26 protein-coding genes and 1 other RNA gene are annotated in these 26,776 nt (G+C 32.7%); 13 read left to right on the top strand and 14 right to left on the bottom strand.

Features of this window, described 5'->3' with window-relative positions; genetic code table 11:
• Both E9099_RS14955 and E9099_RS14950 read right to left on the bottom strand, forming a co-directional pair.
• Positions 1-1,266 (bottom strand): glucose-1-phosphate adenylyltransferase, encoded by a 1,266-nt coding sequence (locus E9099_RS14955; RefSeq protein ID WP_136584339.1) that lies wholly within the window; start codon positions 1,264-1,266, stop codon positions 1-3.
• Positions 1,267-1,268: 2 nt separating this feature from the next.
• Entirely contained in the window at positions 1,269-2,678 is a 1,410-nt protein-coding gene (locus E9099_RS14950) for a glycogen synthase (protein WP_136584338.1), read from the bottom strand.
• Positions 2,679-2,812: 134 nt separating this feature from the next.
• Between E9099_RS14950 and msrB (E9099_RS14945) the strand changes: the two genes are divergently transcribed.
• Genes msrB (E9099_RS14945) through E9099_RS14935 form a run of 3 tightly spaced genes read left to right on the top strand, consistent with a single transcriptional unit; the run spans position 2,813 to position 4,200 of the window.
• Positions 2,813-3,292 (top strand): peptide-methionine (R)-S-oxide reductase MsrB, encoded by a 480-nt coding sequence (gene msrB / locus E9099_RS14945; protein ID WP_136584337.1) that lies wholly within the window; start codon positions 2,813-2,815, stop codon positions 3,290-3,292.
• Positions 3,285-3,680 carry a peptide-methionine (R)-S-oxide reductase MsrB gene (gene msrB / locus E9099_RS14940; protein WP_136584336.1) on the top strand — a complete coding sequence of 132 codons (396 nt, stop codon included), beginning with the start codon at positions 3,285-3,287 and terminating at the stop codon, positions 3,678-3,680. The genes msrB (E9099_RS14945) and msrB (E9099_RS14940) overlap by 8 nt, the downstream gene beginning before the upstream one ends.
• Positions 3,673-4,200, top strand: a complete 528-nt coding sequence (locus tag E9099_RS14935) for a DUF1572 family protein (protein ID WP_136584335.1) — start codon at positions 3,673-3,675, stop codon at positions 4,198-4,200. Before msrB (E9099_RS14940) ends, E9099_RS14935 begins: the two co-directional genes overlap by 8 nt.
• On the opposite strand, the gene E9099_RS14930 is transcribed toward E9099_RS14935, so the two are convergent.
• Complete coding sequence (locus E9099_RS14930) at positions 4,197-5,480, bottom strand: NAD(P)/FAD-dependent oxidoreductase (RefSeq protein WP_136584334.1); 1,284 nt, start codon at positions 5,478-5,480, stop codon at positions 4,197-4,199. The genes E9099_RS14935 and E9099_RS14930 overlap by 4 nt on opposite strands.
• Positions 5,481-5,598: 118 nt before the next feature.
• Between E9099_RS14930 and lpdA the strand changes: the two genes are divergently transcribed.
• Entirely contained in the window at positions 5,599-6,975 is a 1,377-nt protein-coding gene (gene lpdA, locus E9099_RS14925; protein WP_136584333.1) for a dihydrolipoyl dehydrogenase, read from the top strand.
• A gap of 130 nt (positions 6,976-7,105) precedes the next feature.
• Here lpdA and aroQ read toward each other — a convergent pair whose 3' ends face one another.
• The gene (gene aroQ, locus E9099_RS14920) at positions 7,106-7,522 is read right to left on the bottom strand and encodes a type II 3-dehydroquinate dehydratase (RefSeq protein WP_136584332.1); all 417 of its coding nucleotides are present in this window, start codon (positions 7,520-7,522) and stop codon (positions 7,106-7,108) included.
• A 79-nt stretch (positions 7,523-7,601) separates the two neighbouring features.
• A complete protein-coding gene (locus E9099_RS14915; RefSeq protein ID WP_136584331.1) occupies positions 7,602-8,246 on the bottom strand; it encodes an outer membrane beta-barrel protein in 645 nt (214 codons plus the stop codon).
• A gap of 356 nt (positions 8,247-8,602) precedes the next feature.
• On the opposite strand from E9099_RS14915, the gene xerD reads away from it, so the two are divergent.
• The 3 genes from xerD to E9099_RS14900 all read left to right on the top strand — a co-directional run bounded on the left by xerD (position 8,603) and on the right by E9099_RS14900 (position 12,047).
• Positions 8,603-9,499: a site-specific tyrosine recombinase XerD gene (gene xerD, locus E9099_RS14910; RefSeq protein WP_136584330.1), complete on the top strand. Its 897-nt coding sequence runs from the start codon at positions 8,603-8,605 to the stop codon at positions 9,497-9,499.
• Positions 9,500-9,621: 122 nt separating this feature from the next.
• Positions 9,622-10,761, top strand: coding sequence for a PAS domain-containing protein (locus tag E9099_RS14905; protein WP_136584329.1), 1,140 nt, complete (start codon positions 9,622-9,624; stop codon positions 10,759-10,761).
• A 158-nt stretch (positions 10,762-10,919) separates the two neighbouring features.
• Positions 10,920-12,047 carry a PAS domain-containing protein gene (locus E9099_RS14900; RefSeq protein WP_136584328.1) on the top strand — a complete coding sequence of 376 codons (1,128 nt, stop codon included), beginning with the start codon at positions 10,920-10,922 and terminating at the stop codon, positions 12,045-12,047.
• A gap of 36 nt (positions 12,048-12,083) precedes the next feature.
• Here E9099_RS14900 and rny read toward each other — a convergent pair whose 3' ends face one another.
• From rny to E9099_RS14880, 4 genes are all read right to left on the bottom strand, one after another.
• Positions 12,084-13,655, bottom strand: a complete 1,572-nt coding sequence (rny, locus tag E9099_RS14895) for a ribonuclease Y (protein ID WP_136584327.1) — start codon at positions 13,653-13,655, stop codon at positions 12,084-12,086.
• Between the two features lie 50 nt (positions 13,656-13,705).
• Positions 13,706-13,833: non-coding RNA, 6S RNA (gene ssrS, locus E9099_RS14890), on the bottom strand.
• 59 nt (positions 13,834-13,892) lie between these two features.
• A complete protein-coding gene (locus E9099_RS14885; protein ID WP_136584326.1) occupies positions 13,893-14,186 on the bottom strand; it encodes a cell division protein ZapA in 294 nt (97 codons plus the stop codon).
• 16 nt (positions 14,187-14,202) lie between these two features.
• Positions 14,203-14,493: a hypothetical protein gene (locus tag E9099_RS14880; RefSeq protein ID WP_136584325.1), complete on the bottom strand. Its 291-nt coding sequence runs from the start codon at positions 14,491-14,493 to the stop codon at positions 14,203-14,205.
• A 175-nt stretch (positions 14,494-14,668) separates the two neighbouring features.
• Here E9099_RS14880 and E9099_RS14875 point away from each other — a divergent pair, with 175 nt between their 5' ends.
• The 4 genes from E9099_RS14875 (at position 14,669) to E9099_RS14860 (ending at position 19,556) form a co-directional block, all read left to right on the top strand.
• The gene (locus E9099_RS14875) at positions 14,669-16,357 is read left to right on the top strand and encodes a M23 family metallopeptidase (protein ID WP_136584324.1); all 1,689 of its coding nucleotides are present in this window, start codon (positions 14,669-14,671) and stop codon (positions 16,355-16,357) included.
• A gap of 11 nt (positions 16,358-16,368) precedes the next feature.
• Positions 16,369-18,834, top strand: a complete 2,466-nt coding sequence (locus E9099_RS14870; protein WP_136584323.1) for a carboxypeptidase-like regulatory domain-containing protein — start codon at positions 16,369-16,371, stop codon at positions 18,832-18,834.
• Positions 18,835-18,934: 100 nt separating this feature from the next.
• Entirely contained in the window at positions 18,935-19,321 is a 387-nt protein-coding gene (locus E9099_RS14865) for a DUF2306 domain-containing protein (RefSeq protein ID WP_136584322.1), read from the top strand.
• Between the two features lie 64 nt (positions 19,322-19,385).
• Entirely contained in the window at positions 19,386-19,556 is a 171-nt protein-coding gene (locus tag E9099_RS14860; RefSeq protein ID WP_136584321.1) for a Lacal_2735 family protein, read from the top strand.
• Here the strand turns inward: E9099_RS14860 and E9099_RS14855 are convergent.
• Both E9099_RS14855 and E9099_RS14850 read right to left on the bottom strand, forming a co-directional pair.
• Positions 19,553-20,344 carry an alpha/beta fold hydrolase gene (locus tag E9099_RS14855; protein ID WP_136584320.1) on the bottom strand — a complete coding sequence of 264 codons (792 nt, stop codon included), beginning with the start codon at positions 20,342-20,344 and terminating at the stop codon, positions 19,553-19,555. The two genes, E9099_RS14860 and E9099_RS14855, sit on opposite strands and share 4 nt — an antisense overlap.
• A gap of 40 nt (positions 20,345-20,384) precedes the next feature.
• On the bottom strand, positions 20,385-21,524 hold the full coding sequence (locus tag E9099_RS14850; RefSeq protein WP_136584319.1) for a cysteine desulfurase family protein: 1,140 nt from the start codon (positions 21,522-21,524) through the stop codon (positions 20,385-20,387).
• A 112-nt stretch (positions 21,525-21,636) separates the two neighbouring features.
• Between E9099_RS14850 and E9099_RS14845 the strand changes: the two genes are divergently transcribed.
• The gene (locus E9099_RS14845; protein WP_136584318.1) at positions 21,637-22,566 is read left to right on the top strand and encodes a hypothetical protein; all 930 of its coding nucleotides are present in this window, start codon (positions 21,637-21,639) and stop codon (positions 22,564-22,566) included.
• Positions 22,567-22,575: 9 nt separating this feature from the next.
• On the opposite strand, the gene E9099_RS14840 is transcribed toward E9099_RS14845, so the two are convergent.
• Both E9099_RS14840 and E9099_RS14835 read right to left on the bottom strand, forming a co-directional pair.
• Entirely contained in the window at positions 22,576-23,133 is a 558-nt protein-coding gene (locus E9099_RS14840; RefSeq protein ID WP_136584317.1) for a Smr/MutS family protein, read from the bottom strand.
• Positions 23,130-23,345 (bottom strand): hypothetical protein, encoded by a 216-nt coding sequence (locus tag E9099_RS14835; protein WP_136584316.1) that lies wholly within the window; start codon positions 23,343-23,345, stop codon positions 23,130-23,132. The genes E9099_RS14840 and E9099_RS14835 overlap by 4 nt, the downstream gene beginning before the upstream one ends.
• A 240-nt stretch (positions 23,346-23,585) precedes the next feature.
• Between E9099_RS14835 and E9099_RS14830 the strand changes: the two genes are divergently transcribed.
• Complete coding sequence (locus tag E9099_RS14830) at positions 23,586-25,412, top strand: T9SS type A sorting domain-containing protein (protein WP_136584315.1); 1,827 nt, start codon at positions 23,586-23,588, stop codon at positions 25,410-25,412.
• 69 nt (positions 25,413-25,481) lie between these two features.
• On the opposite strand, the gene rocD is transcribed toward E9099_RS14830, so the two are convergent.
• Positions 25,482-26,762, bottom strand: a complete 1,281-nt coding sequence (gene rocD, locus E9099_RS14825; RefSeq protein WP_136584314.1) for an ornithine--oxo-acid transaminase — start codon at positions 26,760-26,762, stop codon at positions 25,482-25,484.
• Positions 26,763-26,776 lie beyond the last annotated feature (14 nt).

Here is a 26,776-nt window from a genome sequence, read left to right as displayed (position 1 = left end):
TTATATTACAAACCCATTAGGTATTATTGCTCCTTTTTTAATCACTACAATACCGTCTTTAATCACGTAAGTATCCGTTTCTATATTTTCAAGATGCTTTCCACCATTAATACGCACATCATCTCCAATTCTTATATTTTTATCAATAATGGTGTTTTTAATAAAACAACGTTCTCCAATTCCCATTAAAATACTTACCTTATTTGATTCTATTTCTTTTAGAGATTCATAAGAGTCACATCCCATCATATAAGTATTAATAATGGTGGTCTCTTTTCCAATTCTAGATCGTATACCAATAACCGATTTTTCAATTTTTGCTGCATGAATAATACAACCTTCAGCAATTACCGCTTTATCTAAAGCAGTTCCAGAAATTTTAGAGGTTGGTAAAATCCTTGCACGTGTATATACACTTTGGTCTTTATCGTATAAATTAAATTTAGGAATATCATCCGTTAAACCAAGATTAGCTTCAAAAAATGAGTCAATATTACCAATATCCGTCCAATACCCTTCAAACTGGTAGCTTAAGGTTTTATGTTTCTCTATGGACTGCGGAATGATTTCTTTACCAAAATCAATAGTCTCCGGATTACTCATTAACTCTACCAATAGGTCTCTATTAAAAATATAAATTCCCATAGAAGCTAAATGATGCTTTCCTTGTTTTTCCATTTCTGGGCTCACAGCAGACGTCCAGTCTGGTAATAATGAAGCATCCGGCTTTTCAATAAACGACGTGATTACATTTTTATCGTCTGTTTTAAGGATCCCGAAAGACGTCGCATCTTTTGCATTGACAGGTATTGTTGCTATTGATATTTTAGCATTAGCTTTTACATGCGCATCTACCATGGCATTAAAATCCATTTGGTATAACTGATCCCCGGATAATATTAAAGCATATTCAAAATCATGTTGTAAAAAATGATGCATACTTTGTCTAACCGCATCTGCTGTACCTTGAAACCAACCTTCGTTTCCTGGAGTTTGCTCTGCTGCTAAAACATCTACAAAAGCAGAACTAAAAAAGCTAAAATGATATGTGTTTTTTATATGACGATTTAACGATGCCGAGTTAAACTGTGTTAACACAAACATACGTTTGATATCAGAATTTATACAATTAGAAATAGGGATATCTACCAATCTATATTTTCCTGCAATAGGTACTGCTGGTTTAGATCGTGTTGCAGTTAAAGGGTATAATCTTGAGCCTTGTCCTCCTCCTAGAATTATAGATAACACTTTATTATTAATCATATTTATTTTTTTAAAGATTGGTATAAATTAATATATGCTTTTGCTGAAACGTCCCATGAATGATCAATAGTCATAATGTGTTTAGTTAGTGACTTAAAGATAGACGTTTTATTGTATAAATCAATACTTCTATTAATTGCATGGTAAATTTCTTCTACGGTAACCTGCTCATGGCTAATCCCAAAGCCATCTTTTTCATTAATATCAATAACGGTATCTTTTAAACCACCAATACTTCTTACTACGGGGATTGTCCCATAACGTAAGGCGTATAATTGATTTAATCCGCAAGGTTCTACTCGAGATGGCATTAATAAAAAGTCTGCACCAGCATACATATTATGCGACAATTTTTCGTCATAGCCGATAAAGGTATTATACTGACCTATATATTTTTCTTTTAGATGAAGTAAGGCCTGTTCTGATTCATAATTACCCGAGCCTAAAACCAACACACTACAATTTTTATCTTCTAAGGCTTTTTCTAAGGCTGAAGGAAAGACATCTGCTCCTTTCTCGTATACCAATCGTCCTATAAAAACAATTAATGGTTTTGTTTCATCTAAATCAAACGTTTTACAAAGGGCTAATTTATTTTTCAGTTTTCCTTTATGTACCGTTTTTAAATTATAATTTGATGTTATATAACCATCTGTTTCGGGATTCCAAACGTCACTATCAATACCATTTAAAACACCAATACATTTATCACTTTCGGCGCTTAATAAACCTTGCAATCCATTAGCTTCCATTTTCAATTCTTCCATATAACTTGGAGAAACCGTCGTTACACGCCAAGCACATTTAATAGCCGAAGCTAAAGGGTTTATGTTATTATCCCAATCTAAAAGACCTGTTCTAGACGTGTCGAATTCTGGAATTAACTGTAATTTATCATACCCAAACCAACCTTGATATTGCGCATTGTGTATCGTGGTAATTACCGGTATTGTATCTAATGTTTTATACTTATAACATTCCTGAAGCATAAACGGAACTAATCCAGTGTGATGATCATGACAATGGATAATTTCTGGTTGTTCCGTTAACGTTAAAATCCAATCTAAAGCTGCTATTTGAAAAGCAAGAAACCGATCGGTATCATTATTAGAATACACGTATGTTTTAAAAAGTAATTCTGGAATGTCAATAAAAAACACCTCAAAATCTAAAATAGACGCTTTGGTTTTCAACACTTTAAAATTAACTTCTGAGTCTCCCAAAGCTAAAGAAGCTTCATAAACTGAAGAAAAAACATGAGCCTGTGTAAACGCATTATCATAGTAAGGCATGATGACAGCAGCGGAATGTCCTAAGTTATTCTGATACTTAGGTAATGCACCTACAACGTCTGCTAACCCACCAACTTTTGCAATGGGATAACATTCTGCACTAATATGAAATAGTTTCATTTTGAGATAATTTAATTAGAAGTTGAAAAGTTACATTTAAAAATCGAAACCTTAAAATGTTATTTTTAATTTAAAATTACGACTGTATTAATTCTATATTAAGATTTTACAATACCTTTAAAAAAAGAAAAATTATGAAAAAAATAGCACTACTAGTAATTACGTGTGTTCTGTTTAATTGCAATAGCAAAGCGCAGGATAAAAAAGCTAAAGAAGCCTTTGAAATTACTAAAACAGAAACAGAGTGGAAAACAGAATTAACAGCTGCGGAATATAACGTGTTAAGAAAATCTGGCACAGAACGCCCCTTTTCTAGCGACTTAAACAAACAATACAGCGCAGGTGTCTATCATTGTGCTGCTTGCGATACGCCTTTATTTAAAAGTGAAGCTAAATTTGATTCTGGAACAGGTTGGCCAAGTTTTGATAAAGTCATTGAAGGTAATGTTGCATTTGGAACGGATACTAAAATTGGATATACTAGAGACGAAGAACATTGCGCGACTTGTGGTGGGCATTTAGGTCATGTTTTTAATGATGGACCAAAAGAAACTACAGGAAAAAGACATTGTATAAACGGCGTGGCATTAAATTTTAAACCAAATAATGACTAATTATAAAGTAACAAAATCGGAAGACGACTGGCGTAAAGAATTAACCGACGAACAGTATCGTATTTTACGCAAAAAAGGCACCGAAATGCCGCATACAGGCAAATACAATCTTCATTTTGAAGCGGGCGCTTATACCTGTGCTGCTTGTCACCAGAAACTTTTTGAAAGCAACAATAAATTCGAATCTAATTGTGGCTGGCCAAGTTTTGACGAAGCTATACCTGGAAGTGTGACAAACATTTTAGACAAAACGCATGGGATGATTAGAACAGAAGTGGTTTGCTCTAATTGTGGCGGCCATTTAGGACATGTGTTTAACGATGGTCCTACGGAAACAGGAACCCGTTTTTGTGTTAACTCAGCAAGTGTAGATTTTAAAGATGAATAGTCACATTACAAGTCTAATAAAACAGTTTGATTACTATAAAACTGCTGGAGATAAAACTCTTCAGCAGTTATCTTTTGATGACCTGAATTGGCAATCTCACAATAATTCTAATAGTGTATCTATAATTGTAAAACATATGGTTGGAAATATGTTAAGTCGTTGGACTAACTTTTTAACCGAAGATGGCGAGAAAAACTGGCGTCAACGCGAACAAGAGTTTGAAGCCACTTACACTACCAAAGACCAACTTATTGCCGATTGGAACAAAGGATGGCAATGTGTTTATGACGCTATAAAACCGCTTAAAAACGAAGATTTAGAGCGTACCGTTTATATCCGTAACGAAAGTCATACTGTAGCCGACGCTATATTTAGACAACTAGGACATTACAGTTATCATATTGGTCAAATCGCCTATATCGGTGTTAGTCTTAAAAATAACGACTGGCAGTCTTTATCGATACCAAAAGGACAATCGGTACAATTTAATTCAGAAAAATTTAGCAAACCTAAAACCTAAGATTTTAGTTTCTTTTTATAAGGTCTTATAATTAATCGTGCTTCTCTGTCAAATCGGATATAATTATAGACCCAATTGATAAAAACCACGGTACGGTTTCTAAAACCTACTAAAGAAAATAAGTGTACAAACATCCAAACAAACCAAGCAAAAACACCTTGAAACTTAAATTTGGGTAGATCTACAACTGCTCTATTTCGACCGATAGTCGCCATAGACCCTCTGTCTTTATAAACAAAAGGAGTCATGGGTTTATTTTCTAATAATTTTAAGATATTATCACCTAATAGTTTTCCTTGTTGTATGGCAGGTTGTGCCATCATTGGATGCCCATGAGGCACTGTTTCAGAAACCATTTCGGCCACATCCCCTACTGCAAAAATATGATCCAATCCTTTGACTTGACTAAACTCGTTAACCAAAATTCTATTACTTCGGGATACAAATTGCTCGGCATCTAATCCTTTTATTGCTGCACCTTTTACTCCTGCAGCCCAAACGACGGTTTCAGAATCAAATGTCAAATCACTATTTGTGGTTACTGTTGTACCATCATAACTAGTTACCCTAACATTTTTCCAAACATTAACACCTAATTGCTCTAAAAAGTCTTCTGCTTTTTTAGAAGCTTTAGGACTCATTGTTTTTAAAATAGTATCTCCCGATTGGATTAAATGTATTTGTGCTAAACGGGTATCCAAATCAGGGTAGTCTTTAGGTAATATCCCCTTTTTAATTTCAGCTAAAGCGCCTGCCAATTCAACACCTGTAGGTCCTGCTCCAACAATTACAAAACTCATTAGTGCAATCCTTCGATTTAAATCGGACGTCAATAAGGCCTCCTCAAAATTTTCTAAAATTAAACTTCTTAAATTTAAAGATTGCGGTATGGTTTTCATCTCCATACTATTGTTTTCAATAGATTTATTACCAAAATAATTGGTCTTAGATCCTGATGCCACCACCAAATAATCAAACTTAACCTCGCCTATATTAGTATGTATTATATTCTGTTTTGGATCAATTTCTGATACTTTTGCAAGTCTAAAATAAAAATTAGGAAAATCCTGTAACACTTTTCTAATAGGATAAGCAATAGAATCTGGCTCTAAACCACCTGTAGAGACTTGGTATAGCAAAGGTTGAAACGTATGATAATTATGTTTATCCAAAAGCACCACTTGTACTTCTTGTTTAGATAATTTTTTAGCCAGCGCAATGCCCGCAAAACCACCACCAATAATTACAATGCGTGGAAAACTAGATTTAGGTATATTCATATTAAAAAACTTGCTATGCAAAGGTAGTATAAAGTTATAATTTTTTAAGATTCTAAATTCTTTATTCAAATTTGGTTTTGTAACTTCGTAACTTCTTAAAACTACAAAATATAATAGAATGAGTAAATACGATGTAATTGTACTTGGAAGTGGTCCTGGAGGATACGTAGCTGCTATTAGAGCATCTCAATTAGGTTTAAAAACTGCTGTTGTAGAAAAAGAAAGTCTTGGTGGTATCTGCCTAAATTGGGGTTGTATTCCTACCAAAGCTTTATTAAAATCTGCACAAGTTTTTGAATATTTAAAACATGCTGAAGATTATGGCTTATCTGTTAATGGTTATGATAAAGATTTTGACGCTGTAGTTAAACGTAGTCGTGGTGTTGCTGAAGGCATGAGCAACGGTGTTAAGTTTTTAATGAAAAAAAACAAGATTGATGTTATTGAAGGTTTTGGAACATTAAAAGCTGGAAAGAAAATTGAAGTAAACGGCACAGAATATAGTGCAGATCATATTATTATAGCTACTGGAGCACGCTCTAGAGAATTACCAAGCTTACCTCAAGATGGTAAAAAAGTAATAGGTTACAGACAAGCTATGACATTACCAGAACAACCTAAAAAGTTAATTGTTGTAGGATCTGGTGCTATTGGTGTTGAGTTTGCTTATTTCTATAACTCTATGGGAACAGAAGTAACTATAGTAGAATATCTTGATAAAATTGTTCCTGTTGAAGATGACGATGTGTCTAAACAACTAGAACGTAGTTTTAAGAAAAGTGGTATAAAAATCATGACTTCTGCAGAAGTTACTAGTGTTGATACTTCTGGAGATGGTGTAAAAGCAACTGTCAAAACTAAAAAAGGAGAAGAAGTATTAGAAGCTGATATCGTGTTATCTGCTGTTGGTATAAAATCTAACATAGAAAATATTGGACTAGAAGCTGTTGGTATTGCAGTAGATAGAGATAAAATCTTAGTAAATGATTATTACCAAACTAACATCCCTGGATACTATGCTATTGGAGATATTACTCCTGGTCAAGCCTTGGCGCATGTTGCCTCTGCTGAAGCCATTTTATGTGTAGAAAAAATTGCAGGAATGCATGTGGAAGCATTAGACTACGGTAACATCCCTGGTTGTACTTATGCTAGCCCAGAAATTGCAAGTGTTGGTTTAACTGAAAAACAAGCCAAAGAACAAGGTTTTGATATAAAAGTTGGAAAATTCCCATTCTCTGCGTCAGGTAAAGCAAGTGCTGCTGGAGCAAAAGATGGTTTTGTAAAAGTAATTTTTGACGCTAAATATGGTGAGTGGTTAGGTTGTCATATGATTGGCGCTGGTGTTACGGACATGATTGCTGAAGCCGTTTTAGGACGTAAACTAGAGACTACAGGACACGAAGTATTAAAAACGGTACATCCACATCCTACCATGAGTGAAGCAGTTATGGAAGCTGTTGCAGATGCTTATGGTGAAGTGATACATTTATAATTTTAATACTAGTGTAATCCATAGATTATTCTAATTTTAGATAACTATAAACAAAAAAAGTTCCAGAAAATTCTGGAACTTTTTTTATGCCCAAACTTAAGGATAGGCCATTAAAATTAACACTTACAAACTAAAGAAAGCTTTGTATCGCTAATTCGTAACTTTGTAAACCAAACCCTAATATAATCCCTTTGGCATTAGGAGACACAAACGACTGGTGTCTAAACTCTTCCCTACCAAACGTATTAGAAATGTGTACCTCGACAACTGGTGTTTCGATAGCTTTAACAGCATCTCCAATTGCAATAGACGTATGTGTGTATGCGGCAGCATTTAAAATAATACCATCGTAACTAAAACCGACGTCCTGAATTTTGTCAATCAACTCCCCTTCTATATTAGATTGGAAGTGCTCAATAGTTGCATTAGAATACTTTGCTTTGATTTCATCTAAAAACTCTGTAAAAGATAAGCTACCGTATATATTAGGTTCCCGCTTACCTAGCAAGTTTAAATTTGGTCCGTTTATTATGATTAGTTTTTTCATATTGTAAAAATACAAAAGTTATCGCATAAAAAAACCGAAGCTATTAAGCTTCGGTTTTTTAAAATATATTTTGTTCTACTTAGAATTTCCAAGTTGCTCCAAACTGTGCAGTTTGAAAGAAGTTGTTAAAAACGTTTAAGTTTCCGTTAAAAGAAGATACTGCCTCAGCACCATCAACATCTAATTTATCACTTCTGTAAGATAAAATATCAGATAAACCAAAGTTAATTGCTAAGTTTTCAGTTACGAAATAGTTCATTCCTAAACCTAATCCAGCACCTAAACCGTTAGATTTTAAATCATCAGTTGCATCAACACCATCATCAAATTTAGCAGAATCAAATCCAACACCAAATTCACCGTAAGTTTGGAAACGTTTTCCTAACTCTAAGAAATAGTAACGAGCAAATACTCCAGCACCAAAGTTAGAATCTTTAGTCTCTGTAGTAGTACCAGCAACAGTAGTTTCTTCTTTATCAGAACCTACCATTAATTGTACACCAACAGCTAAATCATCAGAAATTAAATAACCTACTTTTGGGTTAAAATCAAAACTAGATGTTTTAAATTCTGTATTTTTATCATTAGTAGAACCAAAACCGAAGTTCCCTTCAACAAACACATCACCTTCTTCGAAACCACCAATTGTAGTCATTTCATCTTGTGCGTTAACACTTGTAAAACCTAATACTGCAATAGCAGCTGTAAATACTAATTTTTTCATAATTGATATAATTTTAAATCATTTGAAGGCACAAATTTAAACTCAAAAAAGAGTCTTAACAAGTAAATTTTCGTAAAAAAAATATTACAAAAAACAAATAGCTAATAGTCATATACTTAGAAACAAAGTTTAACGTTTTTTTTTGATAAAAAGTAGTTAAAATAGACGCTAACTATCTAAGACAAAAGGGGTTATTAGTGTTTTGAAATTAAATAATAAGCAAATAAAATAGTTGTTTTTAGCGATATCCGTTGTTTATTAACAAGATTTTAGATTTTTTTGTCGCAAAAACAACTAATAACTAAACAATCAAAACACAGCATTGATTTTACACATTATATCTTATATTTATCCTCATGAAATGGCAAAACGCATTACACGATTATACACTATATTTAAAAATAGAAAGAGGGCTTTCTATTAACTCCATAAATAGTTACGTGCTTGATGTAAAAAAATTACTATCGTATTTAGAAGACAATGCAATTGCCGTCTCTCCTATTACTATAGATACTACTACAATCAAACAATTTATTTATGAGGTGGCTAAATCCCTTAATGCTAGATCACAATCTAGGCTAATTTCTGGCTTGAAAGGGTTCTTTAATTATCTAATCTTTGAAGATTATCGCAAAGACAACCCTGTAGACACTATAGACTCGCCTAAAATTGGGCGTAAGCTTCCGGATACGTTAAGTGAAAATGAAATCAACCAATTAATTAGTGCTATTGATTTAAGTCATCCACAAGGCGAGCGTAATAGAGCTATTTTAGAAGTGCTATACAGTTGTGGCCTACGTGTAAGCGAGCTAACCAATTTAAAAATATCCGATTTATTTTTTGACGAAGGTTTTATAAAAGTTACAGGTAAAGGAGACAAACAACGCTTTGTACCTATTTTGGATGATACACAAAACTATATTAACATTTATAAAAACCAAATCAGAAATCATTTAAAAATCCATCTAGAACATCAAGACATTTTATTTTTAAATAGACGTGGCAAACAATTAACTAGAGCCATGATTTTTACTATTATTAAAGACTTAGCTGTAAAAATTGATTTGAGTAAAACAATTTCTCCTCATACCTTTAGACACTCTTTTGCGACACACCTTCTCGAAAACGGAGCAGATTTAAGAGCCATACAATTAATGTTGGGTCATGAAAGCATTACCACCACAGAAATATATACGCATGTAGACCGAAGCCAATTAACTGCTGTTATCAATAATTTTCATCCAAGAAAATAATTACATTTTAACGAACAAATACGTGTTTAATCGCTCCAATTAACTATATTTACCTAATTCTAAGCCACTTAGAATATCTTAAACTAATTTAATAAAAAACAAAATTTGTTAAAATAAGCGTTATGTCTGAGTTATATAATGGAATTCAACTAAATCCTACGATCTCTATTGAAAATGAGAAATACCAACTTGCATTAGGCATTAGTAAAGTTGGAATTTGGGATTATTGCGCTGCTTCTAATAAAATTTTTTTCTCTAAACCTTCTAAATCCATTATCGGATTGGAAGATGATCCCACTTTTGGTAATAATGCAAACGATTGGAATAATCGTGTACATCCCGAAGATAAAGATAAATACTTCCAAGATTTTCAAGATCATTTAAATGGTTTAACACCTATATATGAGAATAAACATAGAGTATTACACAAAGATGGGTCCTATAGATGGATTTTAGATCGTGGTCAGATTATTAAAAAAGACAAAAATGGACAGGCTTCTAGAATTATTGGATCACATGTTGATATTACAGAATATTCTGAAAATGAACATAAAGTACAAGAAACCTTAAATTTAGTTGTCAAACAAAATAGTAAACTCCAAAACTTTGCACATATTGTTACACATAACCTAAAACAACATGCTGGCAATTTTGAAAGCCTACTTAGTCTTTATGAACAAGCAGAGTCTAAATCTGAAAAAAAACAGCTGTTTGATTATTTACAAACACTATCAAACTCTTTAACAAATACTATTAATAATCTAAATGAAATAGTTACTGTACAATCCAAACAGAAAGCACACACAGACAAGCTTTATATATCCAAAGAAATTCAACTTATACTAAAAGAGTTAGATTATTTTATTAAGGATAATAATGCTACAGTGGTAAATAAAACAGAACTAGATTGCTATTTGTTTTTTAACACCTCCTACTTTCAAAGTATCTTACAAAATTTAATATTAAATGCTATTAAATATAAGCATCCAAAGCGTGACCCTGAAATAAGCATAGTCAGTTCGTGTTCTAAAAACGCAATAGAAATAAAAGTCTCTGATAATGGGCTTGGTATAAATTTAGATAGATTTGGAAAAGATATATTTGGTTTATACAAAACATTCCATACCAATCACGACTCTGAAGGTGTCGGTTTATACCTTGTTAAAAATCAAATTGAAGCGTTTGGAGGAACAATAACCGTTAATAGTAAAGTAAACATGGGGACAACATTTATAATAAATATCCCTAAACCAATAGCTTAAATTGTATTCAGTTTAATTACCACAGCTTTTAATCGATAAAAAAAGCTTTTAATCAGGTAAAAAAGCGCTTAATCGATGTTAACATTTGATTAAAAAGAATAATCTATCTTCAATACTAAGTATCTGATATTTGCATAGTACCATAATCTTACTTGTAAATGGAAAATATAAAAACTAACAACCCTTTGAATGACGAAAAATGGAAATTCGCATTAAAAAACTCGGGAATTGGCGTTTGGGATTGGAACTCAAAAACAAATGAAGTCTTTTACTCAAAAGAATCTAAAAAAATAATTGGATTTAAAGATGATGAAATAAGTTCTGATACTTCCGAATGGGATGATCGTGTGCACCCTGAAGATAGACATGATTATTTTGAAGATTTTGAAAACCACATTAATGGGACAAACGCAGAATATGTAAATGTGCACAGAATATTACATAAAGACAATAGTTATAGATGGATTTTAGATAAAGGAAAAATTATAGAACGAGATACAGCAGGAAACCCTTTGAGGATTATTGGAACACATACAGATATAACAAAACAGAAAGCAAGTGAGTTTTCTCTAAAAAGCTCAATAGATGTTATTACCGTTCAAAATAATAGATTAAAAAGTTTTGCTCACATCGTGTCTCACAACTTAAAGCAACATGCTGGTAATTTTGAAAGTATACTAAAATTTCATGAAGATGCTGACTCGGAAGTTGAAAAACAAGAAATGTTTAGACATTTAAGGACGATATCAAAATCGTTGACAAAAACATTAAGCAGTTTAAGTAAAATCGTAACTATTCAATCTAAAAAAAACACAATAGATAGTAAAATACGAGTAGGTAATGAAGTTAATCTTGTTATAGAAGAACTAACCTTTATCATCTCAGAAAGCAGTACTACTATCTATAATAATGTAAGACACAACTGTAATGTTCATTTTAGTTCAGCTTACTTGCATAGTATCCTACAAAATTTAATTACTAATGCTATTAAGTATAAACATCCCGATCGTAATCCAATCATTACCATAGACTCTGTTTGTGTTGACGATAATATAGAACTGACTTTAACAGACAATGGAAAAGGTATAGATCTAGAAAAATTTGGCAAAGACATATTTGGATTGTACAAAACCTTTCATACTAATGAAGATGCAGAAGGTGTTGGCTTATACTTAGTCAAAAACCAACTGGAAGCGTTTGGAGGCACCATTACTGTAGATAGTAAAATTGATGTTGGTACAAGCTTCAAAATAGTAATTCCATCAAATAAAAAAATCCTGCTTTAAGCAGGATTTTTTTATTTTATATATTTAAGAAGAGCACTACTTTGCTATATTAACAGCTCTGGTTTCTCTAATTACTGTAACTTTTACCTGACCTGGATATGTCATATCTGTTTGTATCTTTTGAGAAATACTAAACGATAAATCTGCTGCAATTTGGTCGCTTACTTTTTCACTTTCCACAATAACACGTAATTCTCTACCTGCTTGTATTGCGTATGCTTTTTTAACTCCGTTAAATCCAAAAGCAATTTCTTCTAAATCCTTCAAACGTTGTATATAACTATCTAATACTTGACGTCTTGCCCCTGGACGCGCTCCAGAAATAGCATCACAAACCTGTATGATTGGTGATAATAAAGATTTCATCTCGATTTCGTCGTGGTGAGCTCCAATGGCATTACATACTTCATCCTTCTCTCCATACTTCTCAGCCCATTGCATACCTAGAATAGCATGTGGTGTTTCCATGTCTGCTTCTGCATCTGGTACTTTACCTATATCATGTAATAATCCCGCACGCTTAGCTAATTTTGGATTTAAACCTAATTCGGCAGCCATTACACCACAAAGTTTAGCAACTTCACGCGAGTGTTGTAATAAGTTTTGTCCGTAAGACGAACGATACTTCATACGTCCAACCATTTTTATCAATTCTGGATGTAAACCATGAATACCTAAATCGATTACCGTGCGTTTACCAACTTCAATAATTTCTTGTTCTATCTGTTTTTGTGTCTTCTTTACGACTTCTTCAATTCGTGCTGGGTGAATACGTCCATCCGTTACTAATTTATGAAGTGATAAACGTGCTACCTCTCTTCTAACCGAGTCAAAGCATGATAATATAATTGCCTCTGGCGTATCATCTACAATAATCTCTACGCCTGTGGCAGCTTCAATTGCACGAATATTACGTCCTTCACGACCAATAATACGTCCTTTAACATCATCACTTTCAATATTAAATACAGAAACACAATTATCTACTGCTTCCTCCGTACCAATACGTTGTATTGTATTAATTATAATTTTTTTAGCGTCTTGTTGTGCTGTTAATTTAGCTTCTTCCATTTTATCTTGGATATACGCCATAGCATCACTTTTTGCTTCACCTTTTAAAGACTCTACTAATTGAGATTTAGCCTCGTCTGCAGATAAGCTAGAAATAACTTCTAATTGCTCTACCTGACTTTTATGTAATCGGTCTAACTCTTCTTGTTTTTTATCTAAAACATCAAGTCTATGATTATAATCTTTTACCTTAACTTCTATATCGGTATTTAACTTTTTATTCTTAGATAGTTCACTAGATACTTGAGACTCTTTATCTCTAACACGTTTTTCTGTGTCAGACATTTTTTTGTCACGTGATAAGATCACTTTTTCATGTTCTGCTTTAAGCTCTAAAAACTTCTCTTTTGCTTGAAGTATTTTATCTTTTTTAATACCTTCTCCCTCTACATTAGCTTCCTTGAGGATAGCTGAAGCTGATTTTTTTGCACCTTTGATAAGTTTTGATGCATTGTTGCGCTCTAATATTTTAGCGACTATAAAACCTATTATGGCTCCTATTGCAATACCTGCTATAATTAAAATTGTTTTATCCATTTCTGATTGTTTATATATAAAAAAAGCCTACACTAATTTTGGTTTTGTATAAACTCCTTAAATATAAGTTTAGGGCTAACAAGTTGATCAATAATCTGCCTAAATAGTAATAAATCACTATTAGCAGCACGCTTTTACAACTTAAAACTCACCCTTTTTAAAGAATTAACTGTTGAGTTTATCAAAAAAATAATTAATGTAGGCAGTAACCTAATATTGTTATGTTATATGAACGTATTATAAACTAAGATGTGAGTCCAACATGTCATTTAAAGCGTTTAACTTATCGTGTACGTGTTCTGCCACATGGTCTTTATCTAATGCTTTCTGTTCTACTTGACTCGCAAATTGTAATGCACACATGGCTAAAACATCTTGTTTGTCTCTTACAGAATAACTCTGCTCAAACTTGGTAATCATAGTCTCTATCTTCTTTGCTGCGGCGCGCAATCCTTCTTCTTGACTAGGTGTAATAGTTAATGGGTAGACTCTATTTGCTATAGATAATTTTATTTTAAGCGTGTCTGCCATAAAAACTATATAAACTTTAACTTGATAACTGACTTATACAATGGTCAATTTCTCTAATTAATGTATTTATTTTGAGCTTTGTTTCTCGTTTATCATTGTCACTGCCAAGTATTGTGTTAGCCATTTTTAAAGTGTTATACTTATCTTGCCAGGCTTCTAATTCTAAATCCTTTGCAAGTAACTTAGACTGAGATTGTTCTAAAGCTGATTTAAGCTTTACGTTCTCTAGTTTTAAAATTTGTTGCCTGTTTAAGACTTTACTAATTTTACTTTCTAGAGCTTCAACAATGGTTTCAATCTTACTCATGAACTAATACTATACTTATCCTACAAAGTTAATCAAACCTTAACACAATACAATTAATTTTTGATAATTTTTTAAATAACGCTTAATTAGCCTCATTATCAACAGAATGGCTAAGTCTTTGATTTTACTTTGGTAATTGAAACCTTTATTTATATTTTAGCACTAACAAATATTTATGCGCAACACACTTTTTTTATTCGTTTTTATTTCAACTTTTAGCCAAGCTCAAAACATCTATCCTCAGGACTATTTTAGATCGCCTTTAGATATAGATTTAGTACTATCAGGTACGTTTGCCGAGCTTAGAAGTAATCATTTTCATTCCGGTTTAGACATCAAAACTAAGCAAAGAGAGGGTTTAAATATCTATGCCACCGCAAGTGGTTATATTAGTAGGATTAAAGTATCTCATTACGGCTATGGTAAAGCTATTTATATTACACATCCTAACGGATATATTACTGTCCATGGGCATTTGCAACGATTTTCAGACCGAGTCGAAGCTTATGTTAAAGAACGTCAATATGAAAAAGAAAGCTATGAAATAGAGTTGTTTCCAGATATAAACGACTTAGTGGTCACCAAAGGTGATATAATTGCTTACTCTGGTAACACTGGTGGTTCTGGTGGGCCACACCTTCATTTTGAAATTAGAGATAATCAAGATCGCCCAATAAACCCCCTTTTATTTGGCTTAAAAATTAAAGACACTAAAAAACCCTTAGTTAGCAGTATTTATGCCTATCCTATAAATGATTTATCTCACGTAAACGGATCTAATTTAAAGCAAAAATTACGCCTTATTCCTTTAAAAGACGGAAATTACAAAACAGAAGATTTAACCGCTCATGGTAAAATTGGGTTTGCTATTAATAGTATTGATAGACACGATTTAGCGGCTAATAAAAATGGGGTGTACAAAATTGAAACGCTTTACAATGGTATGTCGAATTTTACACTTGATTTTAAGAAATTTTCTTTTGATGAAACCAAACATATTAATAGGCTAATAGATTATAAGCACTATAAAGATAAAAAAGAACGCCTTCAAAAACTATTCAAGGACACTAATAACCCACTAAGTATGTACGACAACATGGTGGATGATGGTTATTTAATAATTTACGATACACTATCTAATGTTTATAAAATAAAAATTACAGATTTTGACGGAAACGAAACCACCATTGATATTAGTATAAAAGGAGTTGACAAACAACCAAATGATGTTGCGGCAAGCTTTATATCCCCTTATTACATAACATCTGAAGAAATAAACACATTAGAAAATCAAAAAATAAAGGTAGATTTTCCTAAACAAACCTTTTACGAAGACTTTTTTATAGATTATAAAGTCAATGGAGATACTTTAACATTACATAAAAATAATTTAGCTGTAAAAAAATATTTTACTATTACTTATGATGTTAGTAATTACACGCCAGAAGACTTGAAGCAAGTTTACATCGCTAGATTAATAGGCTATAAAAATTATCCAAGCTACTCCTCCACTATTCGAGAAGAAAATAAATTAATTACTAGAACTAAAAACTTAGGCAAATTTTGCCTGGCTAGAGACATTGATGCTCCTGTAATTACACCCGTAAGTTTTAAAGATGGACAGTGGTTAAGTAAATATCGCTTTTTAAAAATCAAAATTGAAGATAAAGAATCTGGGATTTCTAATTATAGAGCGTCAATAAATGGTGAGTGGATTTTAATGGAGTATGACTACAAAAAGAAAACGTTAACATACGATTTTAACGATAAAGTCGTTACTGATACTAAGAACAATTTAAAAGTCATTGTTACTGATAACGTAGGAAATAGCACTACTTTTGAAGCAAGCTTTTTTAGAAAATAAAACAACACCCCTTGGACAGACCTAACTATACCATAAAATTAATTGCCTTTTTATTTCCGCTATTTTGTTTAGCACAAACAGGAACTATTAAAGGCGTTATTTTAAACGAATTTAATCAACCTGTAGACGCAGTAAACATTAAAAGTGGCCAATTTGGTACACAAACCAACGCCAATGGTTTTTTCGAAATTAAAATTACAGCAAACACTGAGGTCAAAGTTATATTCTCTCATGTATCTCATAAAAACATTACGGCGACTTTTAATCTTAAAAATGGAGAAACATTAGAATTTAATCCTGTTTTAAAAGAAAATGTAGAACAAATCTCTACCGTAGTTATTAATGGTCGAAAAAGAAAAGATGTCGAAGGTATTGTCAATATTGACCCCGAAACTTTAACCAAAATTCCTGGGGCCCAAGCTGGTATTGAAAACCTATTAAAAACACTTCCCGGAGTTAGTAGTAATAACGAGTTAAGTACGCAATACTCTGTAAGAGGTGGTAATTATGATGAAAACCTAGTTTATGTAAACGGTATTGAAGTCTATAGACCATTTTTAATTCGTTCTGGACAACAAGAGGGTTTAAGTTTTGTTAATTCTGATTTAGTCCAAAATGTAGATTTTTCAGCTGGAGGGTTTCAAGCTAAATATGGTGACAAATTATCCTCTGTTTTAGATATTACCTATCGCAAACCTACTGGCACCGGTGTTGCTGTGGATGTTAGTTTATTAGGTGCAAGTGTGGCTATAGAAACTGTTAGTCAAGATTCCAAATTTACAGGAATAGTTGGTCTGCGCTATAGAGACAATAGCTTATTAGTAAATGCAAAAGAAACGGAAACCAACTTCAAACCGACTTTTGCCGATGTCCAAAGTTATTTAACCTATCAATTTACGGATAAATTAGAGGTTAGTTTTTTAGGTAATGCTTCACTTAACAAGTATGATTATACACCGCTAACAAGACAAACTAATTTTGGGACTTTAGATGATCCACAAGCTTTAGTTGTACAATATGAAGGTCAAGAAAAAGATAGGTATCAAACGTTATTTGGTGCTTTAAGTGCCAACTATGATGTTAATGACGATTTATCCATAGCTTTAGTGACTTCGACTTACCACACTACAGAAGAAGAATATTTTGACATCCTAGCACAATATGCTTTAGGAGAAGTTAATAGTAATATTGGAGATGAAAATTTAGGTGAAGTTGAATTTACCGAAGGTATTGGTAGTCAATTAAATCATGGTCGTAACGATTTAGATGCTTTAATCACCAATGTTGAAGCCAAAGGAACTTATACTAAAGATGAAAACGAATTCAAATTCTCTATTAAATATACCAGCGAAGACATAAGAGATCGTCTAGTAGAATGGGAAGTTATTGATTCTGCAGGATTTTACATTAACCCTCCAAATTCTGATACGTTTAATGATCAACCTTACACACCTTACGAAGGTCCATTAGAAGCTTATCAAGATGTTAGATCAAGCAACAACACAACAATAAATAGACTGCAAGCATACGTACAATGGAGCAAGCGTAGTACAATTGGCGAGCATGATGTTTGGTACAATGCTGGTGTTAGAAGCCATAGCTGGACCGTTAATGACGAAGCTACAAATCAAAACGTATCACAAAACGTGTTTAGTCCTCGTGCACAATTTTCTATAAAGCCAAATTGGAGTAAAGACATGTTATTTAGAGTTAGTGGTGGATTGTACTACCAACCGCCTTTTTACAGAGAACTACGTAACCAAGAAGGTGTTGTGCAGGCTGACGTAAAGGCTCAAAAATCTGTGCATTTAGTTCTGGGTAACGATTATAGTTTTAAAATGTGGGATAGACCTTTTAAATTGACTAGTGAAGCTTATTATAAAAAAATGACAGACGTCAATCCCTATACTTTAGAAAATGTTCGTATTAGATATAGCGCAACTAACAATGCGGAGGCTTACGCTTATGGTTTAGATTTGCGATTAAATGGCGAGTTTGTGCCAGGTACAGAAAGCTGGTTTAGTTTTGGATATCTTAAAACAGAAGAAAATATAAACGATAGAGGCTATATTGCAAGACCAACGGACCAACGTTTAAAATTTGCTGCTTTATTTCAAGATTACGTGCCAAATATACCAGGTATGAAGATGTATTTAAACTTGGTTTACAACACAGGTTTACCAGGTGGATCACCTAGTTATGCAGATCCATATATCTTCCAAAGTAGATTGCCTGATTATAAACGTGCTGATATTGGGTTTCAGTTTGTGTTGGTCGATAAAAACAAGCAATTTAATTCAGGCTGGAAAAAAGCATTTAAAGAATTATCTTTGGGTTTCGAAATTTTTAACGTCTTTGATGTGCAAAATTCCATTACTAACACCTGGGTTAGAGATGTCTACACTAAAGGTCAAAATGCTATTCCAAACTACTTAACACCTCGTGTTTTTAATGTAAGAACCACTATGCGCTTTTAGAGGATTAAAACACTTCATCTTAAAAAAACAACACTTCAGTAAAATTAAATTACAAGCCTATTAGAATAAGTATAAGTTTGATGTATAATAAATCAATACTATGTCTTATACTACATTAATGTACCTTCATTTAGCCACCATACTCCCTGCTTTTGTATTAGGAACACTTAGTTTTATTCTCAAAAAAGGAACGGTTACTCATAAAATAATTGGTCGGATTTATATGATACTAATGTTTTTAACCGCCATCATTACTTTATTTATGCCGTCGTTTATTGGCCCGCAATTATTTAATCATTTTGGTTGGATACATCTATTTAGTCTCTTAACCCTTTATACAGTACCTACTGCATACACTGCCATTAAAAAAGGCCAGGTAAGACGTCATAAACTAAAAATGATTGGCTTATACGTTGGTGCAATGCTTATTGCTGGTGCTTTTACTTTTGTACCAGGACGTTATATGCACACCTTATTTTTTACTTAAACTAAAGATTAACACATCCTTATTATTCAAATGGTATTCAATCTTTATCTTTGTATAAAAAATTATGTTTGGATTATTTAAAAAGAAAAGCGCATTAGATAAACTTCAGGATCAGTATAAAAAGCTTTTAGAAGAATCTTACAAACTATCAACGACTAACAGGAGCGAAAGTGATAAAAAACAAGCCGAAGCACAAGCTATTCTTGAACAAATAGAAGCTATTCAAAAAAACTAGTTAACTACTATCCTACTTTTAAGAAAGTCCAAACTTGTTTTGTTAAATAGTAAAGGCTGCTCCACATTGACCACGTGACCACATTTTTCCACCACATATAATATAGAGGTAGAATGTGACTTTACAATATCCTTTATGGAAGGTAAAAATAAGTGGTCCTCTGCCCCCATCACATACAACGTTGGTATTTTGATATCTTTTGCCCTAAAAAAGCGAAGTAAAGGATTAATCTCTGAGGTTAACTTAAACCACCTAATAAATTCTTTTTGATATAATTTTTTGGCTTCGTTAACAAATAAGGATCGAGATTTTTTATGATTTTTTTTAGGCATTATAATAAACGCAAAAAAACGATACAATAACATGTATGGCACAACACTCTTAAAAATCACCCCTAATTTGATCAAGATTTGTGATCTAAAATTCAATTTCATTATAGCGCCTCCCATAATCATGCTTTGCACACGATCGGGATGTTTTTCTGCTAGGTTTCTTATTAAAATAGTCCCTAAAGAAATACCCACAAAATGAGAAGCTTCAATCTTTAAATGATTAATAACCTCAAGTATGTCATTGGTAATAGAATCAAAAGTATATTTAGACTTAAACGTATCTTTTAATCTTGGCTTACTAGCTCCGTGACCACGAAGATCTAAAATCAGGACGTTAAATTCGGCTTTAAAATCTCTAATTTGCTTAAACCAAATAGAACTACTCCCTCCTGCTCCATGGACAAAAGTCACCCATTGCGTAGAATTAGCATTTAAGTAAGTAGAATAGTTTAGCAATTATTTTTTTTTGAATTACAAAAATACGATATAAAAGGACTTAAATAAATTCTTTTAACACGTCAATAACATAATCTATCTCCTCTTTTGTATTATACCTACTAAAAGAAAAACGTAATGACGCTTTTAAAAGGTCGGCTTCACTTAAAATTTGAGACAGTACATGACTCCCTTTTGAGCTTCCACTTTGACACGCACTACCTTTAGAACAGGCTATACCTTTTAAGTCTAACTGAAATAATAAAATCAATGCTTTTTCTTCAGCTATTGGTAAACAGACATTTAAAACAGTGTACGTACTTCTTTCAAAATTAGCAGAATCACCATTAAAACCAACACCTGGAAAATTAGCTTCTAATTGTTGTATAAAATAGGTTTTAAGATCTGTGATGTATCTTTTTTCTTCTTCTAAATTATCATAAGACCATTTTAAAGCCTCTTCTAAACCAACAATATTATGCACCGACTCTGTACCAGCGCGATGACCACGCTCTTGCTCGCCTCCAAAAATTAATGGTTTAAGCCCTGAATGCTTTCTAATAAAAGCAAATCCAACCCCTTTTGGTCCATGAAATTTATGCCCACTTACAGCCATAAAATCTATGGAGATATCTTGTAAATCTAATTCATAATGTCCTACAGACTGCACCGTATCACTATGGAATAACGCTTGATTTTGCTTACACAAATCACCTACACGCTTCATATCTAAAATATTACCAATTTCATTATTAACATGCATTAAACTAACTAATGTCTTATCTGGAGATTGCAATAATTGTTCTAAATGTGTATAATCTACATGACCGTCCTTATCTAAATCTACATAGTTAAGAGTGATACCATATTCACGCTCCAACTGCTCTACAGTATGCAACACGGCATGATGCTCTATTCTAGACGTTATTATATTTTTTACACCTAAATCCCTAACAGCACTTAATAAAACCAAGTTATCTGCTTCCGTACCTCCCGAAGTAAACACAATCTCTGAAGCGGACACATTTAAATACTTAGCAACCGTTTTTCTAGCCTGTTCAACCAATGCTTTCGCAGAGCGCCCAAAACTATGTGTAGAAGATGCGTTACCATAAGACTCATGCATCATTTTAGTCATTTTATCAATAACTTCTGGTCTTAATTGGGTAGTCGCTGCATTATCAAAATATATTGGTTTCATTGTGTTTTTTTGCTATTAATGGGTGCAAAAATAGTTTAAATAAAATTAATTGTCTTAAGCAACGTTATAAGTTTGACAATTCACTTATTTTTGTTTTTTAAACTTATCAGCAATGCGAAAAATTTCAGTTTTACTTATCTCTATATTCAGCCTATTATCTTGTGACGATGGTGACATTATTACAACAGAACTAGAATTTGATGATACTTTTGAAGCCTGTGGTGATTTGGTCTTTTTTAAAGCGAAAACTGACCCTAACGAAACGTTATCATTACAACTAGATAGTCCTAGTTTTACTGTTGCTTCTTTAGTAGAAACTGCAGTTAACGCAGATAATGCCTTATTCGTAGATTTAGTAACAACAGAAGTTACTGTAGCGAGTGTTGCAGGTTTATTTACATTTAGAAGTTACACTAGTGATCCTTCAGATTTTTTCTGTAATGATGTCCCTCCAAATGGTATTCAAATCACTGAGGAGTATACATCAACTAGTGGTACTGCGTATTTTACTGTTAGTTTACTTGAGGATGATAATGATGGTATCCCTGCCGAGTTAGAAGATTTAAATGGTAACGGAGACCTTTATGATGATGATACAGACGGTGACGGTTTACCTAATTTTTTAGATGCGGATGATGATGGTGATAATGTTTTAACAGCAAGCGAAGGTGTTGCTTATACAGAAACTGACGGCCTAAGTAATGCTTTGGATACTGATGGAGATGGCATCCCAAATTATCTGGATAACGATGATGATGGTGATGGTGTACCAACCAGAAACGAAGAGATTACCTCCTTTGATAATAACCCTACTAATGATGTCTCAGACAGTACTACTGGTCCTGATTATTTAAATCCTCTCTTTATGAATAATAATCCTCCTACGTCTTTTAGAAGTCATACGATTTCTCAAACATTTACTGTTACTCTAAAGTTTGAAAATATTTCTTTTCCTGAAATTATTTATGACGAAACTGAATTTGGAACTTTAGATGATACATTAATGTCTAAAACCAGAACAATTACGCCTCCCTTTATTTAATCAACTAATTTAAGAATTACGATTTTGCATAATATAAACCTCTGTGGCGCCTAAACCATATTTTTTATAGTCGGCTTCGTAGTATTTGACATTGTCGTATCTACTAAATAAGGTCTCAAGTTCCATTTTTAAAACACCTTCTCCAACGCCGTGTATAAATACAATTTTTTGAATTCGTTTTTTGATAGCAAATTCTAACTTATGTCTAGCAGTATCTAATTGAATAGTCAATTTATCATAACTAGTCATACCTCTTTCATGATCCACTAATTTATGTAGATGTAAATCCACTTCCATCATTGGCTCATAACGTTCCTTTGCTTTAACCTTGGTTGTAGAATGTCGTTTTTTTTCTGTCTTCTCAGATAATACTTGACGTATAGATGCCGAATCAAACACATTATTTCTAAGCGTTGCGGATTTAGTTTTTACCAGTTCTGAAACCTTAAATTCAAGATCAAATCCATCCTCAGTTTCAATAGTAATAGTCTCGCCCTTAATGGACATTATTACACCAGAAAGTGCATCATCTAAAACATCTACTTTATCACCAATTTTTAATTTCATTCTTCTTCGTCTTCAATTAATTCGGATTCTACAAAAGTATCCTTTTCCTTTTTACTAGGAATTCCCGATTGTAAATTAAAAACACCAAACATTAATAATGCTATTCCTCCAATCAATAGCAATAAGTTCTGCTTTTCATTAGCATTAGCATAAATAGCGACTACTGCTCCTAACACTATAGAGAGATAATATATGTTTCCTTTTTTTAGCACTAGTCTTTTTAATTTAATTAAATTCAGTGATAGCAAATTTACTATATTTTTAAAGGATTTTAGACGTTTATAATACTAAAAAATAACTTGTATTTACAGAGTACTTACGCATAGACCCGACACCTAATATCAGCCAAAACCCTAAAAATGAAATTATTAAGTTAAAATAAATATGTTTATATCAATAAAATTAATATTTTTATAGAATAATTCGTATATTATAAAAAAAGCCCCCAAACAATGAAAAAAAACTTATTATACGCCCTACTCGTATGCCCTATATACTTGAGTTTAGCGCAACTGACAGTCAGAAACGACGCCTATATTTTTGTAGACGGAACTGGTTTCGACGATAGTGTAGCAGATGTTGCTCCGATATTTGTTGAGAACAACATTAACCTGCAAGAAGCAAATAGCAGTATTTATTTAAGAAATGAAGGACAAATTATCCAAGGTACTGGAGCAACTGGAAATTCTGGATTAGGAAAACTAAGTGTTTACCAAGAAGGAACCGTTAATAATTATGCTTATAATTATTGGGCTTCACCCGTAGGTAACGTTTCAGTGAATACAACAGGTAATTCTACTTTTATTCCCAATCAAAATATTTATGATATTACTGATATAACCAATAGTGTTATAGCTGGTTATGCGACCACTGGATATAACGGAACCAGTGCACCTCTAAATATAGAAAGCTATTGGCTTTGGAAATTTAATCCAGGAGCCGATTACAGCGCATGGGATTATGTTGGTGCCTCAGGATTTGTAGATGCTGGTTATGGTTTTACAATGAAAGGAACCGTTGGTTCTACCCCAATTGCCGGACAACAGTATGATTTTAGAGGAAAGCCAAATGCAGGCGAAATTAACACAGATATAGTTTTAGGACAAGAAACCTTAATCGGTAATCCTTATCCTTCTGCTATGGATGCACGTGATTTTATACATGATCCTAACAATAGTCTTTTACTAGATGCTGGAACTTTATATTATTGGGAACAAGATCAAACTATAACCTCTCACACTTTAACAGCTTACAGAGGTGGTTATGGTGCTTATACTATAAACGCTTCAGGAACTGTAGATTCCTACGTTGCTCCTCCTTTTGACGCCTATAATTCTGATGGCTCTTTAAATACTAGCGGTTCGGCAGCAACGTCAGGAAAAGAAGCCAGACGATACATACCTATTGGTCAAGGTTTCATGGTTAAAGGAGCTGCTACAGGAACACTTTTAACGTCTGATAGTCATCGTGTTTTCTATAAAAAAACGGGAGGACAAAGTGAATTTTATAGAACAGCAGAAAGTAATACTGAAGATAATACGGCTCGTCATACTATTGTATACGATTCTAATGGTCTTCAAATATTACCAGAAGACTTTAAAAGATTTAGATTAAATGTAGATTTTGGATCGCTTTATACAAGACAACTACTTCATAATTTTCATCAAACAGCCTCTTCAGACTTTGATTATGGTTTAGAAAGTAAAATCTATGGAGCTTTAAGTGCTGATGCTAACTGGATTCAAAACAATGAGCCTTATGTTACTAAAGCAGATAATTATCAAGTAGATTTAAAGATTCCTTTAAATTTAAATTTAGATGCACAGCAGGTCATAAATTTCAGATTAAGTGATATACAAAATTTTGATTCGTCTCAACCAATATACTTGCATGACATAGAAAATAATCTTTATGTGGACTTAAGACAACAAGATTATCAACTTAATTTACCTATTGGTAGTTATGCTACTAGATTTGAAATCACTTTTGAAGAAGCTAACACCTTATCAACGGATGAGTTTGCCGAAAACAATTTTAACGTATTACAAAATAATACGATATCAGAATTAGTAGTCCTTAATCCTAATAATTTAGATATTAATACTATTGAATTATATGACATCTCTGGTAAATTAGTATTTAGTAAACAAGTTAAAAATACAAATACACGACTAAGTTACTCTACTAAAAACCTTAGTGATGGTGTATATCTTGTAAAAACGATATTATCTAATAGTAACGTAACGACTAAAAAAGTAATTGTTGCTAATAAAAAATAACACTAATTAAAACACATAAAAAAAGGCTGTCATATTTGACAGCCTTTTTTATTTATATAAATCTAATAATTATTTTTCAAACTGCTTCAGAGTTTTTGTAATAATACCTACACAATCTAATAATTGTTCTTTAGTCATTACTAAAGGTGGAGCAAAACGAATGATATTTCCATGTGTTGGTTTAGCCAATAATCCATTATCACGTAAAGCCATACATATATTCCAAGCTGTATCGCTATCCTCTGTATCGTTAATTATAATAGCATTTAATAACCCTTTACCTCTAACTGTGTTAACGATATTTGAAGTTTCAATAAACTTAGATAATTCACTTCTAAATAATTCACCTAAATCAAAAGCATTTTGTGCTAACTTTTCATCTTTAATAACTTCTAATGCAGCTGTACCAATTGCTGCAGCAACAGGATTTCCACCAAAAGTACTACCATGATTTCCTGGCTTAATAACATTCATGATGTCATCATTAGCCAATACAGCACTTACTGGGTAAGCCCCTCCTGATAACGCTTTTCCTAAAATTAAAATATCAGCTTTCACTTCTGGAGTACCAGAACAGTGCTTATCAGAACAAGTACAGTTACCACAAGTCGCTAATAAACGTCCTGTTCTACCAATACCTGTTTGCACTTCGTCCGCAATAAATAATACATTGTGTTTTTGGCATAATGCTTTAGCTTTTGCTAAATAACCTTCACTTGGTACATAAACCCCTGCTTCTCCCTGAATAGGTTCTACCAAGAATCCTGCAACATTTTTATTACTAGTTAAGACCTCTTCTAATGCTTTAAGATTATCATATTCAATTTTAATAAATCCATTAGTATATGGTCCAAAGTTTTTACGGGCTACTGGATCATTAGAAAATGATATAATAGTAGTTGTACGCCCGTGAAAATTGTTTTCGCAAACCACAATTTCTGCCTCATTTTCGTCAATCCCTTTAACCTCATAAGCCCATTTTCTACATAGTTTTAAAGCCGTCTCAACTGCTTCAGCACCAGTATTCATTGGTAATAATTTATCGTAGTTAAATGTCTCTGTCGCAAATTTTTCAAATTTACCTAACATGTCATTATAAAAAGCACGAGACGTTAAAGTCAATGTTTGTGCTTGTTTTACCATTGCACCAACAATTTTCGGGTGACAATGTCCCTGATTTACTGCAGAATATGCAGATAAAAAATCGTAATATTTTTTTCCTTCTACATCCCAAACAAAAACACCTTCTCCTTTGCTTAATACAACAGGTAGTGGGTGGTAATTGTGTGCTCCGTATTTGTTTTCTAAGTCCATCGCTTCTTGCGACGTTAATTGGTTTAAAACAGCCATTTTTTCAATATTTA

The sequence above is a fragment of the Psychroserpens sp. NJDZ02 genome (assembly GCF_004843725.1).
Taxonomy (GTDB): Bacteria; Bacteroidota; Bacteroidia; order Flavobacteriales; family Flavobacteriaceae; genus Olleya.
The sequence above is the reverse complement of the archived record's forward strand: the minus strand, read 5'-3'. Positions and strand labels throughout refer to the sequence as shown.

Coding starts and splice junctions, on each gene's coding strand:
- lpdA (WP_136584333.1), top strand. CDS start 5,599: ATGAGTAAATACGATGTAATTGTACTTGGAAGTGGTCCTGGAGGATAC.
- E9099_RS14860 (WP_136584321.1), top strand. CDS start 19,386: ATGTTTGGATTATTTAAAAAGAAAAGCGCATTAGATAAACTTCAGGAT.
- E9099_RS14830 (WP_136584315.1), top strand. CDS start 23,586: ATGAAAAAAAACTTATTATACGCCCTACTCGTATGCCCTATATACTTG.
- E9099_RS14915 (WP_136584331.1), bottom strand. CDS start 8,246: ATGAAAAAATTAGTATTTACAGCTGCTATTGCAGTATTAGGTTTTACA.
- E9099_RS14875 (WP_136584324.1), top strand. CDS start 14,669: ATGCGCAACACACTTTTTTTATTCGTTTTTATTTCAACTTTTAGCCAA.
- E9099_RS14880 (WP_136584325.1), bottom strand. CDS start 14,493: ATGAGTAAGATTGAAACCATTGTTGAAGCTCTAGAAAGTAAAATTAGT.
- msrB (WP_136584337.1), top strand. CDS start 2,813: ATGAAAAAAATAGCACTACTAGTAATTACGTGTGTTCTGTTTAATTGC.
- E9099_RS14845 (WP_136584318.1), top strand. CDS start 21,637: ATGCGAAAAATTTCAGTTTTACTTATCTCTATATTCAGCCTATTATCT.
- E9099_RS14900 (WP_136584328.1), top strand. CDS start 10,920: ATGGAAAATATAAAAACTAACAACCCTTTGAATGACGAAAAATGGAAA.
- E9099_RS14865 (WP_136584322.1), top strand. CDS start 18,935: ATGTCTTATACTACATTAATGTACCTTCATTTAGCCACCATACTCCCT.
- xerD (WP_136584330.1), top strand. CDS start 8,603: ATGAAATGGCAAAACGCATTACACGATTATACACTATATTTAAAAATA.
- E9099_RS14955 (WP_136584339.1), bottom strand. CDS start 1,266: ATGATTAATAATAAAGTGTTATCTATAATTCTAGGAGGAGGACAAGGC.
- E9099_RS14840 (WP_136584317.1), bottom strand. CDS start 23,133: ATGAAATTAAAAATTGGTGATAAAGTAGATGTTTTAGATGATGCACTT.
- E9099_RS14935 (WP_136584335.1), top strand. CDS start 3,673: ATGAATAGTCACATTACAAGTCTAATAAAACAGTTTGATTACTATAAA.
- aroQ (WP_136584332.1), bottom strand. CDS start 7,522: ATGAAAAAACTAATCATAATAAACGGACCAAATTTAAACTTGCTAGGT.
- msrB (WP_136584336.1), top strand. CDS start 3,285: ATGACTAATTATAAAGTAACAAAATCGGAAGACGACTGGCGTAAAGAA.
- E9099_RS14950 (WP_136584338.1), bottom strand. CDS start 2,678: ATGAAACTATTTCATATTAGTGCAGAATGTTATCCCATTGCAAAAGTT.
- rny (WP_136584327.1), bottom strand. CDS start 13,655: ATGGATAAAACAATTTTAATTATAGCAGGTATTGCAATAGGAGCCATA.
- E9099_RS14885 (WP_136584326.1), bottom strand. CDS start 14,186: ATGGCAGACACGCTTAAAATAAAATTATCTATAGCAAATAGAGTCTAC.
- E9099_RS14930 (WP_136584334.1), bottom strand. CDS start 5,480: ATGAATATACCTAAATCTAGTTTTCCACGCATTGTAATTATTGGTGGT.
- E9099_RS14850 (WP_136584319.1), bottom strand. CDS start 21,524: ATGAAACCAATATATTTTGATAATGCAGCGACTACCCAATTAAGACCA.
- E9099_RS14905 (WP_136584329.1), top strand. CDS start 9,622: ATGTCTGAGTTATATAATGGAATTCAACTAAATCCTACGATCTCTATT.
- rocD (WP_136584314.1), bottom strand. CDS start 26,762: ATGGCTGTTTTAAACCAATTAACGTCGCAAGAAGCGATGGACTTAGAA.